Annotated in this window: 14 protein-coding genes; 8 read left to right on the forward strand and 6 right to left on the reverse strand. The window is 70.3% G+C overall.

The window, feature by feature from the left end; all coding sequences use genetic code 11:
* The 6 genes from hypE to H5J26_RS08375 all read right to left on the reverse strand — a co-directional run.
* A partial coding sequence (hypE, locus tag H5J26_RS08350; RefSeq protein WP_419183769.1) for a hydrogenase expression/formation protein HypE occupies positions 1-1,082 on the reverse strand: 1,082 nt, incomplete at its 3' end.
* A complete protein-coding gene (hypD, locus tag H5J26_RS08355; protein ID WP_181765094.1) occupies positions 1,075-2,271 on the reverse strand; it encodes a hydrogenase formation protein HypD in 1,197 nt (398 codons plus the stop codon). The genes hypE and hypD, both read right to left, overlap by 8 nt.
* Positions 2,268-2,546 (reverse strand): HypC/HybG/HupF family hydrogenase formation chaperone, encoded by a 279-nt coding sequence (locus H5J26_RS08360; protein WP_181765095.1) that lies wholly within the window; start codon positions 2,544-2,546, stop codon positions 2,268-2,270. The genes hypD and H5J26_RS08360 overlap by 4 nt, the downstream gene beginning before the upstream one ends.
* A 24-nt stretch (positions 2,547-2,570) precedes the next feature.
* Positions 2,571-4,991 (reverse strand): carbamoyltransferase HypF, encoded by a 2,421-nt coding sequence (gene hypF, locus H5J26_RS08365; RefSeq protein ID WP_181765096.1) that lies wholly within the window; start codon positions 4,989-4,991, stop codon positions 2,571-2,573.
* Positions 4,988-5,779, reverse strand: a complete 792-nt coding sequence (hypB, locus tag H5J26_RS08370) for a hydrogenase nickel incorporation protein HypB (protein WP_181765097.1) — start codon at positions 5,777-5,779, stop codon at positions 4,988-4,990. The genes hypF and hypB overlap by 4 nt, the downstream gene beginning before the upstream one ends.
* Before the next feature lie 5 nt (positions 5,780-5,784).
* Positions 5,785-6,186: a hydrogenase maturation nickel metallochaperone HypA gene (locus H5J26_RS08375; RefSeq protein WP_181765098.1), complete on the reverse strand. Its 402-nt coding sequence runs from the start codon at positions 6,184-6,186 to the stop codon at positions 5,785-5,787.
* A gap of 208 nt (positions 6,187-6,394) precedes the next feature.
* On the opposite strand from H5J26_RS08375, the gene H5J26_RS08380 reads away from it, so the two are divergent.
* Genes H5J26_RS08380 through H5J26_RS32225 form a run of 8 tightly spaced genes read left to right on the forward strand, consistent with a single transcriptional unit; the run spans position 6,395 to position 13,277 of the window.
* Entirely contained in the window at positions 6,395-7,444 is a 1,050-nt protein-coding gene (locus H5J26_RS08380) for a hydrogenase expression protein HypE (RefSeq protein ID WP_181765099.1), read from the forward strand.
* A gap of 56 nt (positions 7,445-7,500) precedes the next feature.
* The gene (locus H5J26_RS08385; RefSeq protein WP_181765131.1) at positions 7,501-9,276 is read left to right on the forward strand and encodes a nickel-dependent hydrogenase large subunit; all 1,776 of its coding nucleotides are present in this window, start codon (positions 7,501-7,503) and stop codon (positions 9,274-9,276) included.
* Positions 9,277-9,288: 12 nt separating this feature from the next.
* On the forward strand, positions 9,289-9,804 hold the full coding sequence (locus H5J26_RS08390; RefSeq protein WP_181765100.1) for a nitrogen fixation protein NifU: 516 nt from the start codon (positions 9,289-9,291) through the stop codon (positions 9,802-9,804).
* A 5-nt stretch (positions 9,805-9,809) separates the two neighbouring features.
* A complete protein-coding gene (locus H5J26_RS08395; RefSeq protein WP_235980551.1) occupies positions 9,810-10,463 on the forward strand; it encodes a DUF5947 family protein in 654 nt (217 codons plus the stop codon).
* Between the two features lie 24 nt (positions 10,464-10,487).
* The gene (locus H5J26_RS08400; protein ID WP_181765101.1) at positions 10,488-10,697 is read left to right on the forward strand and encodes a hypothetical protein; all 210 of its coding nucleotides are present in this window, start codon (positions 10,488-10,490) and stop codon (positions 10,695-10,697) included.
* Positions 10,694-11,440 (forward strand): DUF6084 family protein, encoded by a 747-nt coding sequence (locus H5J26_RS08405; RefSeq protein WP_181765102.1) that lies wholly within the window; start codon positions 10,694-10,696, stop codon positions 11,438-11,440. Before H5J26_RS08400 ends, H5J26_RS08405 begins: the two co-directional genes overlap by 4 nt.
* Positions 11,428-12,471 (forward strand): hypothetical protein, encoded by a 1,044-nt coding sequence (locus H5J26_RS08410; protein WP_181765103.1) that lies wholly within the window; start codon positions 11,428-11,430, stop codon positions 12,469-12,471. The genes H5J26_RS08405 and H5J26_RS08410 overlap by 13 nt, the downstream gene beginning before the upstream one ends.
* Positions 12,468-13,277, forward strand: a complete 810-nt coding sequence (locus H5J26_RS32225; RefSeq protein ID WP_210771118.1) for a hydrogenase maturation protease — start codon at positions 12,468-12,470, stop codon at positions 13,275-13,277. The genes H5J26_RS08410 and H5J26_RS32225 overlap by 4 nt, the downstream gene beginning before the upstream one ends.
* Positions 13,278-13,288 lie beyond the last annotated feature (11 nt).

Here is a 13,288-nt window from a genome sequence, read left to right on the forward strand (position 1 = left end):
CGCGGCAGCTGCTCCCCCAGCGGCAGGTCGACGACGCGTGTGCCGCCCAGCCGCGTACGGGCGACGACCATGCCGGGATGTGCCTCGACGCACTCGCCGATCACCGCCGCCTGGGCGCCCAGCGGGTGCTCCCGCATCGCCGCCAGCACCGCTTCCGCGTGCTCGCGGGGTACGAACGCGACGAGCTTGCCCTCGTTGGCGACGTACATCGGGTCCAGCCCCAGCACGGCGCAGGCGTTCGCCACCGGTGCAGGGACAGGGACGGCACGCTCCTGGAGCACCACGCCCACGGGCGCCGCCACCGCGATCTCGTTCAGGGCCGCCGCCAGACCGCCGCGTGTGGGGTCGCGCAGCACGTGCAGGTCCGGGGTGACGGCCAGCATCGTCTCGACGAGACCGCCCAGCGCCGCGCAGTCGCTCTCGATGTCCACGCCGAACTCGAGTCCGTCGCGGACGCTCATCACCGCCACGCCGTGCAGGCCGATCTCCCCGCTGACGATGACGACGTCCCCCGGTTCGGCCCGCTGCGGACGGATGTCGACGCCGTCGGGGATGAGCCCGATGCCCGCGGTGTTGAGGTAGATGCCGTCGCCCCGGCCCGCTTCGACCACCTTGGTGTCGCCGGTCGCCACCTCGACACCGGCGCTGCGGGCCGCGGCGCCGAGCGCCTCGGCGACCCGCGAGAGCATGGGCACCTCCATGCCCTCCTCGAGAATGAACCCGCAGGAGAGGTAGGCGGCACGCGCGCCGCTCATCGCCAGGTCGTTGACCGTGCCGTTGACGGCGAGGTCGCCGATGCTGCCGCCGGGGAAGAACAGCGGCCGTACGACGTAGGAGTCGGTCGAGAAGGCCAGCCGGGCGCCGCCCAGGGTGAAGGCGGCGGAGTCGCCGAGTCCGGCCAGCAGGTCTCCGCCGAAGGCGGGCGCGAAGATGTGCTGGACGAGCTCGGACGAGAGCACACCTCCGCCGCCGTGACCCATCACGACGCGCGGCTGGTCGCGCAGCGGCGCCGGACAGACCAGTCCTGTGAAGTCAGGTGCGGTGGCGGTCCCGGGACCGGCCAGGTCGGTGGTCTCAGACAACGGGACTTCCCTCCAGCGGTGCGGGAGCCGGCACTGCGGCCGCACCGGTCGTCGTACGTGTGGGAACGGCGGCGTCGGGCGTTCCCGCCTTGCGGTTCGCACCGTCGAGTCGCCGGTAGAGGTAGTACGCGGCGCAGGCACCCTCGCTGGAGACCATCGTCGCGCCGAGCGGCGTACGCGGAGTGCACAGCGTTCCGAAGGCTTCGCACTCGTGCGGTTTGAGCAGCCCCTGCAGCACCTCGCCGCTGCGGCAGTCCTCGGGCTCACGGGTGTCGATGCCGGTCACGGAGAAGCGGTGTTCGGCGTCGAAGTCCCTGTAGCGGTCGGAGAGTTTCCAGCCGCTTCCCGGGATCACCCCGATGCCCCTCCACGCCCGGTCGGTGACCTCGAAGACGTCGCCGAGCATCGCCTTGGCCGCCGGGTTCCCCTCGGACGGAACCACGCGGGCGTAGGCGTTCTCGACGGTGTACTCGCCGCGTTCGAGCTGCAGGACGGTGCGCCGTACGCCTTCGAGGACGTCCAGGGGCTCGAAGCCGGTCACCACGATCGGAACCTTGTACCGCTCGGCGAGTTCCGGGTATTCACCGGTCCCCATGACGCTGCACACGTGTCCGGCGGCGAGGAATCCCTGCACACGGCAGGACTCCGACTCCATGATCGCCTCGATGGCCGGAGGTACGCGCACATGGGAGACGAGAAGGCTGAAGTTCGCGATGCCCAGCCTGCGCGCCTGGTGCACCGTCATCGCGTTGGGCGGCGCAGTGGTCTCGAAGCCGATCCCGAAGAAGACGACCTGGCGCTGCGGATTCTCCTGCGCGATGCGCAGAGCGTCCAACGGCGAGTAGACGACGCGCACGTCCCCGCCCTCGCTGCGCACCTGGAACAGATCGCGGCCCGTCCCCGGCACCCTCAGCATGTCGCCGTAACTGCAGAAGATCACGTCCTGCCGGGAGGCGATCTCCAGTGCCTTGTCGATGACCTCCAGCGGCGTGACGCAGACCGGGCATCCGGGGCCGTGGATCAACTCCACCTCGGCAGGCAGGAGTTGGTCGATGCCGTGCCGGATGATGGAGTGCGTCTGGCCACCGCACACCTCCATCAGCGCCCAGGGGCGGGTGACGGTGGCGTGGATGTCCTCGAGCAGTTTCCTTGCGAGTTCCGGGTTCTGGAACTCATCCATGTACTTCACTTCTTCGCCTCCCGGGCTGCCAGCTCCCACGGGTCGCCGAATTCCTCTTCCAGCAACCCGAGTTCCTCGAACAGCGCGAGCGTCTGCCGCGCCGAGTCCTCGTCCAGACGCTGCAGTGCGAAGCCGACGTGGACGATCGTGTACTCGCCGGGCTGCAGATCGGGCAGGTACTCGCAGCACACCTCCTTCGCCACTCCGCCGAAATCGACCGTGGCCATGCGGGTTCCGTTCCGCTCCTCGATGTCCAGCACCTTGCCGGGTACCGCCAGGCACATCGTCTTCTCCTCGCTCGCGTGGTCTCAGGGGGTAGCCGTGACGTGACCGGGAACCTCGGGTCCCGGCCGCTCCGTCACGTCCTTGCGTGCCGCGACCATCAACTGGCCCAGGGCGAGCCCTCCGTCGTTGGGCGGGACGAGGCGGTGACGGAGCACGGTGAAGCCGTCCTCGCGCAGTCCGCGCGCGCAGGTGGCGGACAGCAGCGCGTTGGCGAAGACACCGCCGCTGAGCGCGACCGTCTCCAGCCCGTGCCGCTCCCGCGCCGCCGCGCAGACGCGGCGCACAAGTTCCGCCACGGCACGGTGGAACCGGGCCGCGATCAACTCGGTGGGCACGCCGCCCCGTACGTCGGTGACGACGCGCGCAAGCAGCGGGGCGGGATCACAGGCCAGGGGGCCGTCCGAGGAAGAGCCCACCGCGAACTCGTAACCGAGGGCGTCCCGTTCGTCGTGGCACTCAACGGCGGCCGCCTCGAGTTCCATGGCTGCCTGTGCCTCGTATCCCGAGTGGTGGCAGACCCCCGCGAGCGAGGAGACGGCGTCGAAGAGCCGTCCCATGCTGCTGGTCGGCACACACCCGAGGCCGCTCCTCAACTGCACGGCGAGAGTGCCCAGTTCGGCCTCCGGGCAGGCGGCGGTGCACGGCAAGTCGCTGTCCCAGGGCAGGCCCGCGGCGTGCAGCCGGGCCAGTGCGGTCCGGTACGGGCGCCGCACTGCGGTGTCCCCGCCGGGCAACGGGGCCGGGCTCAGATGCGCGAAGCGCCGGTAGGCGTCGTAGTCGGCGATGAGGAACTCGCCGCCCCATACGGTGCCGTCGTCGCCGTAGCCGGTTCCGTCGAAGGCGACGCCGAGCACGGCGCGGCTGCCGTCCAGTCCGTGTTCGGCCATGACGGAGGCGATGTGCGCGTGATGGTGCTGGACGCGACGCAGCGGTCTGTCACGGGCGTTGCGCTGTGCCCACCGCACGGAGCGGTAGCCGGGATGCCGGTCCGCGGCGAGCAGCGCGGGACGCACGCCGGTGATCTTCTCCATCTGCCGCTCGGCACCGTCGAACGCCGTCAGCGTCGCCAGGTCGTCCATGTCGCCGATGTGGGCGGACAGCCAGGCGTGGTGGCCCTCGCCGATGCAGAAGGTGTTCTTCAGGTCTCCGCCGACCGCGAGCGCGGCGGTGACCGGCCGGGGCAGGTTGACGGGGAACGGCGCGTAGCCGCGCGAGCGGCGTACCGGCAGTTGCTCGCCGTCGGTGACCCGGACGACCGAGTCGTCGCACGGCACGTGGATGGGTCTGTCGTGGGTGAGCCATGCGTCGGCGAGCGACGCGAGCCTCTCCAGCGCCTCCTGATCGTCGGTGACGATCGGCTCGCCGCCGAGGTTGCCGCTGGTCATCACCAGCAGACGCGGCCCGTCCGGGTCGCCGGGAAGCCCGAACAGCAGGTGATGCAACGGCGTGTACGGGAGCATCACCCCCAAGTCGGCGCTTCTGGGGGCCACTTGATCCGCCACGGCAAGCTCGGTGCCGGGCTGCCCGGCACCCGTACGCCTGCGAAGAAGCACGATGGGGCGCCGTCCGCCGGTGAGCAGATCACGCGCGACGGCATCGACGTGGACGAGGCGTCCGGCGTCCTCGATGTCACGTGCCATCAGCGCGAACGGCTTGTCGCCGCGGGCCTTGCGCTTCCGCAGCAGGTCGACGCTTCCGGCGTCGGCCGCGTCGCAGGCGAGGTGGTAGCCGCCCAGCCCCTTGATCGCGACGATCGCACCGTCGGCGAGCAACTGCCGGGCCGCCGCGACAGGTTCGGCGTCCTCGCCGCCGTCACCCGCGCCCTGTCCCGGCACGTGGAGCCGCAGTCGCGGGCCGCAGTCGTGGCAGGCGACGGGCTGCGCATGGAAGCGGCGGTTCCCGGGATCGCCGTACTCGCTCTCGCACGGGGCGCACATCGGGAACCCGGCCATCGTCGTGTGACCGCGGTCGTACGGGAGCCCGGTGACGATGGTGAACCGCGGGCCGCAGTGCGTGCACGTGATGAAGGGATGCCGGTGGCGGCGGTCGTCCGGGTCCCTCATCTCGGCAAGGCAGTCGGCGCACGTGGCGGTGTCGGGCGCCACGAGCGTGCGGGCGGTGCCACTGCTGCTCCGGGACGCCGCGATGCTGAACCCGCTGCTGCCCGCGAGCGCCATCGGTTCGTGCGTCACGGACTGGACGACGGCCAGCGGGGGCGCTTCGGAGCTGATGCGGCCGCAGAAGGCGGCCAGGGCTTCAGGGTCTCCCTCGATCTCGGCGACGACGCCGTCGCCGGTGTTGGCGACCTGCCCCGCGAGCCCGAGTTCCCCGGCGAGCGCGTAGACGAAGGGCCGGAAGCCCACGCCCTGGACCACACCCCGGACGGTGACCTTGCGGCGCTGCGGCGTGGCGGTGGCGGCGGTGGCGACGTGCTGCGCGTTCACGAGTGGCTGTGGACGGGCACGTCGGACGGGTGGGAGTGCGCACGGTCGTGGTCGTGCGAGTGGTCCAGCGCGTGCACGTGCTCGTGCCCACCGGTGCCACCCGTACGGGCCATCACCGGCTCATGAGCCGCCTTCCCCGCCGCGACGGCCATGGCGCGCTCCAGGATCAGTCCGACGCCGCGTCCCTGCCGGGCTGAGGTGAGCACGACCTCGACGCCCGGGTTCACCTGCCGGACGTTGGCCCGGAAGGCCTCCTCGTCGAAGCCGACGGCCTCGGCGATGTCGTCCTTCGTCACCACCACGAGCTGCGCGAGGCCGAACGCGGTCGGGTACTTCAGCGGCTTGTCCTCGCCCTCGGTGACCGACGCCAGCACCACCCTCAGCGACTCCCCGAGGTCGTAGGAGGCGGGGCAGACGAGGTTGCCGACGTTCTCCACGAACAGCAGCCGCGTGCCCTCGGGCAGCCAGCCCTCCAGGTGCCCGCGGAGCATGTCGGCCTCCAGGTGGCACAGCCCGTCGGTGAGCACCTGCTTGACCGGCACGCCGGCACGCGCAAGCCGTTCCGCGTCGTGCTCGGTGGCGAGGTCGGCGGTCAGCGCGGCGACGGGCACGGACCGGGCGGCGGCCAGCGTGAGTTCCGCTTCGAGCAGCTCCGTCTTCCCGCTGCCGGGGCTGGAGAGCATGTTGACCACCGTGGTTCCACGGGCGGCCAGCTCCGTCCGTAGCGTGCCGGCGCAGTGGTCGTTCTTGACGAGCACCGCCTGCTGCAGATCGACGACTCGGCACATGGCTCTCAGCTCTCCTCGGGGGCCTGTACGGATACGGGTTCGGTGCCGGTCCGGGAGCTGTCGTCGCCCCACCGCACGCCGACGATCTGCAGCTCGCGTCCGCAGAGCAGCTCGGCCGTGCCGCCCTCGCACTGCGGACAGCACAGCTGCGGGGGCATCCCGGTGGCCCATTCGGCGCCGCAGGGCGCACAGCGGGCTCGGCCCGGCAGGTGTTCGACGAGGAGCTCGGCGCCGTCGACGACGGTCCCGGCGCACGCGAGCGAGAAGCAGAACCGCAGCGAATCGGCCACCACGCCTGCGAGTTCACCGAGCTGGAGCCGTACGGCCGAGACAGCGCCGGAGCCGTTCCTCTCGGCGGCGTCCGACACCTGCTCCACCATCGCGACGGCGATGGACATCTCGTGCATTCTCATCCTCCGATTCGCGGTTCATTAGAGAGCCGCCCTCACCCGGCGGAGCCCTGACACGCCGCCCCCGAGCGGCAAGGTGGTCCGTTCGGCTCACCCGCCACGGCGCGCTGCCGTTGAGGCGTATACAGCTGTATGTCAGATTTGTCGGCAATGCTCTGACAGCTGTCCCCGCCGGTCGGCGACGGGCACGGAAGGGATCGGTCCCATGGGCGACGAGGCGACGAAAACCGCACTCGACGAGATCCATATTCTGTGGACCTCGGAAGGCATGAGCTGTGACGGCGACACGGTTTCGGTGACGGCCGCATCGCTCCCCAGCCTGGAGGACGTACTGCTGGGCGCCATTCCGGGCCTGCCCAAGGTGCATCTGCACAACAAGGTTCTGGCGTACGAGACGGGCGAGGACTTCCTGACCGCGTTCCGGCAGGGGGCACGCGGCGAACTCGGCCCCTTCATCCTCGTCGTCGAGGGCTCCATCCCGAACGAGAACATCAACGGTGACGGCTACTGGACGTCCATGGGCAACGACCCGGACACGGGCGAACCCATCACCCTGAACACCTGGCTGGACCGCCTGACCCCGCACGCGTGGGCCGTGGTCGCCATCGGTACCTGCGCCACCTACGGCGGCATCCACGCCATGGCCGGCAACCCGACCGGCTCAATGGGCCTGGCCGACTATCTGGGCTGGGACTACCGGTCGGTGGGCGGCATGCCGATCGTCAACGTGCCCGGCTGCCCGGTACAGCCGGACAACTTCATGGAGACCCTGCTGTGGATCCTGCACCAGGCCGCCGGGCTGGCCCCGACCATCCCTCTCGATGAGAATCTCCGGCCCACGTGGCTGTTCGGCAAGACCGTCCACGAAGGCTGCGACCGCGGCGCGTACTACGAGCAGGGCGACTTCGCCAAGGACTACAACTCCCCCAAGTGCCTTGTGAAGGTGGGCTGTTGGGGGCCGGTCGTGAACTGCAACGTCACCAAGCGCGGATGGATGGACGGCGTCGGCGGCTGCCCGAACGTGGGCGGCATCTGCATCGGCTGCACGATGCCCGGTTTCCCCGACAAGTTCATGCCGTTCATGGACGAGCCGCCCGGCGCCACCCTCTCCTCCACCCTGATGCACCTGTACGGGCCCTTCGTCCGCAGCATGCGGTCGATCACCAACCGGTCCGCCAACCGGGAACCCAAGTGGCGGCACAACGAACCCGTTCTCACCTCCGGCTACCAGCGCCGCTGGACGGGCCGCAACTAATCCGCGAAGAGACCTGCCGAGAGGAATGACCAGTGGCGACCGCCCAGCAGTCCGCGATGAAGTCCGGCCCGGGAGAACGTGAGTTGACCGAGGTGGCCTTCGATCCGATCACGCGGATCGTCGGAAACCTCGGCATCTACACCAAGATCAATTTCCCGGGGCGTGAAGTCGTCGAGTGCCGCAGCACCTCGTCCATCTTCCGCGGCTACAGCGTGTTCATGAAGGGCAAGGACCCGCGGGACTCGCACTTCATCACCAGCCGCATCTGCGGAATCTGCGGGGACAACCACGCCACGTGCTCCGTCTACGCCCAGAACATGGCCTACGGAGTGAAGCCGCCGCCGCTCGCCGACTGGATCATCAACCTCGGCGAGGCCGCCGAGTACATGTTCGACCACACGATCTTCCAGGACAACATGGTCTTCGTCGACTACTGCGAACGCATGGTCCGCGAGACCAACCCGGGCGTGCTGGAACGGGCCGAGCGCACGCCCTCGCCCCGCGGCGACCAGCACGGCCACCGGACGATCGCCGACATCATGCGGTCCTTCAACCCGTTCGAGGGCGAGACCTACAAGCAGGCGCTGGTGATGAGCCGGCTCACCCGCGAGATGTGCTGCCTGATGGAGGGCCGCCACGTCCACCCCTCGACGCTCTACCCCGGGGGCGTCGGCACCGTCGCGACACCGCAGCTCTTCACCGACTACCTCGTGCGGCTGACGCGCTGCCTGGACTTCGTCAAGCGCGCGGTCGCCATGAACGACGACGTCTTCGACTTCTTCTACGAGGCGCTGCCCGGCTACGAGGAGGTCGGCCGCCGACGCACGATGCTCGGCTGCTGGGGCAGCTTCCAGGACCCCGACGTCGTCGACTACGACTACCGGACGATGAACACGTGGGGCAACGCCATGTTCGTCACCCCCGGCATCGTCGTCGACAACGAGCTGGTCACCACCGACCTCGTCGACATCAACCTCGGGATGCGCATCCTGCTCGGCAGCAGCTACTACGAGGACTGGACGTCCGAGGAGGTCTACGTCGAGAGGGACCCCCTCGGCAACCCGGTCGACCGGCGCCACCCCTGGAACCAGACAACGCTGCCCACCCCGCAGAAGCGCGACCTGGACGGCGGCAAGTACAGCTGGGTCATGAGTCCCCGCTGGTTCGACAAGCGAACCGGCGACCACCTGGCGCTCGACACGGGAGGCGGGCCCATCGCCCGGCTGTGGGCGACGGCGCTGGCGGGCAAGGTCAACACCCCCTACGTGCGCTCCACCGGGCACAGCGTGAAGATCGACCTGCCCAAGACGCCCATGACGCCCGAGACGAACCTGGAGTGGACGCCCCCGCCCTTCCCGAACACCCTGGAGCGCAACCGCGCCCGCATGTACTTCGTCGCCTACGCGGCAGGCATGGCCCTCTACTTCGTCGACCGGGCGCTGGCCGAGGTACGGGCCGGACACACCAAGGTCTTCGAGGACTTCAAGGTGCCGGAGGAGGCCATCGGCGTCGGCTTCCACGAGGCGGTCCGGGGCGTGCTCTCCCACCACATGGTCATCCGCGACCACAAGATCGCCAACTACCACCCGTACCCGCCGACCCCGTGGAACGCCAGCCCCCGGGACCACTACGGCACCCCCGGTCCGTACGAGGACGCCGTGCAGGGCATGCCGATCTTCGAGGAGAACACCCCGGAGAACTTCAAGGGCATCGACATCATGCGCACGGTCCGCAGCTTCGACCCGTGTCTGCCCTGCGGCGTGCACATGTACCTCGGCAACGGCCGCACCGTGCGGGAGACCCACTCCCCCGCCTTCGGCGCGCTGGCGTAAGGGCGGACGGGGATGTCCTGGGACGAGAGCGAGGCGCGTGAACACGTCGCCCGCACCGAGAAGTTGCTGTCCGGGCTCGACGGGCTCGCCGACACACGGGCCCGCGAGCACGCGATGGACGCTCTGCACGCGATGGCGGAGCTGTACGGCGAGTGTCTGGCGCGGGTGATGCATCACGCGGACGGCCCGGTCACGGCGGCCATCGCTTCGGACGAACTCGTGAGCCACCTGCTGCTCGTGCACGACCTGCACCCTGACCCCGTCGAGCAGCGCGTGCGCCGCGCCCTCGAAGACGTACGGGGCGTCACGGTGCTGGAGGTGCGCCAGCCGGAGGCCCGTATCGCGGTGAGTCCGCAGGGCTGCGGCGGGCCGCCGGAGGAGCAGCTGACGCAGACCGTACGAGACGCCGTCGCATGGGCGGCGCCCGAGATCGAGAAGGTCGAGATCGAGCGGGCGGAGACCGCGCAGACGACGCTGATCTCCGTGGACTCCCTCTTCCGGGGCCCGCAGCCCGCGGGGAACCGGTGAGCGGGATGGACCCGGCGACCGCCCTTCCGGAACCCGTGACCGCATCCCGGCTCCGCGGCCTGCTGCGACGGCCGCGGTCCGGTGTCACGGGCCGTAAGGGCGGCGACGAGCAGGAGTACTGCGACATGTGCGCGGAGGTGCTGCCCCCGTCGCACCGTCACATGCTGGACGTCCCGCAGAAGGCGGTGCTGTGCACGTGCAGGCCCTGCTCACTGCTCTTCGACCAGAGCACCGCCGGCGGACGGCACTACCGGCTGCTCCCCGAGCGAAGGGTGCAGCTGAGCGGCTTCCGCATCGACGACATGCTCTGGGCCGGGCTCGGCGTCCCCGTGGGCCTCGCGTTCTTCGTCCGCGAGGGCGCGACGGGGGTGACCAGTGTCGGGTATCCCAGCCCGCTCGGCGCCACCCGGGCCGAGGTGGATCCGGAGGTCTGGGAAGAGGTCGCGGGTGGGTACCCGGAGCTGGCTGATCTCGCGGACGACGTGGAGGCGCTGCTGGTGCACCGGTCGGGCGGGGCGAACGAGCACTGGATCGTCCCCTTGGACGACTGCTACCGGCTCGTCGCCGTCGTCCGGGCCCACTGGAAGGGACTCTCGGGCGGCGCGGACGTGTGGGAGCACATCGACGCGTTCTTCACCGGACTGTCCGAGAGGGACTGAACACGCACAACCGAGGAGGTTGGCATGTCTGAGATCAAGGTCGGCAAGCCGCACGTTCAGCTCGACGGGACGGCGCACACACCGGGAGTACGGCAGGGCAATCAAGAGGGCCTCATGAAGCGCCAGCCGGGCCACCTGCCCGACGACACCTCCACGGCCCGCAGGTCGACGGGTATCAACTCCGCAGCCCAGGACCCGATCCTGCCCGGCATGCCCAACCTCTCCCCCGCGTGAGCGCACCACGCGGTGCCACGGGCGCGGAGGCGGACGTGCCCGCGCTGGACTTCGCCGTCAGCGGCGTCCGGCCGATGGAGGACATGGCCGTGCCGACGCTGGCGTTCCGGATCTCCGTCCGCCGCACCGGCGGCGGACACGTCCGGTCGGTCAGTCTCAACACCGCGGTGCGGATCGCGGTGGCGCGACGGCGATACGACACCGCGGACCGGCTGGTCATGGCACGCCTCTTCGGCCAGCCGGAACAGTGGGCCACCAGCATGCGGCCGCTCACCTGGGCGCGCGTCACCACGGTGATTCCGCCGTTCGACAACGAGACGGAGTTCGATCTGCCGGTTCCCTGCACGCGGGACAGCGAGCTGGCCGTCACGTCCTACTTCCACGGCGTACGCGACGGGGAGGTGCCGCTGGAGCTCCTGTTCAGCGGCACCGTCTTCCACGACGGCCCCGACGGGCGGCTGCGCACGGCCCAGATCTCCTGGGACAAGGAAGCCACCTGCCGGATGACCGCCGGACTGTGGCAGGAAGTCCTCGGACGCTACGGCTCCGGCACCAGCTGGGTGCCCCTCTCGCCCGAGGCACACGACGCGCTCATCGCCCACCGCAACCGGCACGCCCTGTCCGGCTGGGACGAGACCGTGACGGATCTGCTCGCCCGCGCGCAGCACACCGCCGGGGTCCCGGCCGAACGCGACGAGCAGGATCAGCCCGATTTCGTACGAGGAGCAGCGTGGACGCCGTAGAGAAGATCGCCCGGACCTGTCTGTACGAGGGTTACCTGCTGTGGCCGTACCGCAGGACGGCACTGAAGAACGCCCAGCGCTGGACGTTCGGCGGCGTCTACCCGAAGGGCTGCGCGGAGGCACTGGGCGAGCCCTCGCGCATGCGCACCGAGCTCCTGCTGGAGGCCGGGCCGGCGGCAAAGCTGACGGTGCACGTGCGGTTCCTGCACGTCATCGACCGGCAGGTGTTCCGCAACGGACCGGCGGGCCCGGTGCCGGTGGACGAGCTGCGGGTCGAAGGGCAGAGCCATCTGACCTGGCAGGAGGCGACGGAGCGGCGCTGGGTGTGCCCGCCGTGGTCCCCGCGCCGGGGTCCGCGCACGACCACGATCGACATCGCGGCGGGCACGGACCGCGAGGCGCTGCGTGCGGAGTCGGGCAGTGTCGCGGGCACGCTGGTGAGGGGCTGGCAGCGGCTGACCGGAAGGGTGCGTCTGGAGTCCGTGCCGGTCACCGACAAGGTGCAGAGGGTCACCGTCGAGATCGAGAACACCTCGCCGTGCCCGAAACCGCGGCCCGGTGCGCACGGCGCCAGGGGCGCGATGGCGCCCTACGCCTTCGCGTCCACGCACACCGTGCTCAACACCGACAGCGGCGGCTTCGCCTCGCTGACCGACCCGCCGGAGGAGCTGCGCGAGGCTGTCGCGGAGTGCAGGAACGTGGGCACCTGGCCCGTGCTGGTCTCCGACGACCCGGACGCGGCGCAGAACAGCCCGCACCGGTCCCGCGAGGTGCTCTCCTCGCCGATCACGCTCTACGACTATCCGGCGGTCGCCCCCGAGAGCCCCGGCGACCTGTTCGACGGCGGCGAGATCGACCAGCTGCTGATCCTCGGCATCCTCAGCCTCACCCCCCGGGAGCAGGAGGAGGCGCGGGCCACCGACCCGCGGGCCCGGGAGATCCTGGACCGCTGTGCCTCACTCGAGCCCGAGGACCTGGCCGCACTGCACGGCACCATCCGCGGCTTCCGGCCGCTCGTGGAGGAGAGATGAACGAGCAACCCGCACGCACGGTGCTGGTCGACGGAGTCGAGCTGGCACAGGGCAGCCGGGTACGGCTGCGGCCGGGCCGGAACGCCGACGTGCTCGACCTGGCCCTCACCGGACGTACCGCCGAGGTCGACGCCGTCGAGGAGGACCTGGAGGGCCGCATCCACATCGTGGTCACCCTGGAGGGCGACGACGGACGCGACTTCCGCACGGGGCTGGGCCACCGGTTCTTCTTCACGCCGGAGGAGGTGGAGCCGGTCGACGGGCAGGCCCCCGGAACGCGCATCCTGATCGCGGGCATCGGCAACATCTTCTTCGCCGACGACGCCTTCGGGCCCGAGGTCATCACGGCGATGCGCGAGCGGCCCGTCCCGGACGGCGTGCACATCGCCGACTTCGGCATCCGCGGCATGGACCTCGCCTACCGGCTGCAGGACGGCTACGACGTGGCGGTCCTCGTCGACGCGGCGCCGCGGGGCAAGGCGCCCGGCACCCTGTACGTCATCGAGCCGGAGCAGCAACCGCAGGACGGCGCGCAGCGGACGATGCCTGAGGCGCACGGAATGGACCCGGTGCAGGTCCTCGCGCTGTCCGCACACCTGGGTGGGGACAAGCTGCCGCGTGTGCTGGTGCTGGGCTGTGAGCCGTCGGTGCGGATGCGGGGCGACGAGCCCGACGTGGTCGTCGGGCTGAGCGAACCGGTCCGGGAGGCGGTGGGCCGGGCGGTGGAGATGCTGGAGTCGCTCACCGGTGATCTGCTGCTCGACCCGGCATGTGATCTGAGCAGACCGGCAGTGGTCCGACACTGAGGAGTTGAGGG

The sequence above is a fragment of the Streptomyces albidus (ex Kaewkla and Franco 2022) genome, from assembly GCF_013870515.1.
GTDB classification, from domain to species: domain Bacteria; phylum Actinomycetota; class Actinomycetes; order Streptomycetales; family Streptomycetaceae; genus Streptomyces; species Streptomyces albidus.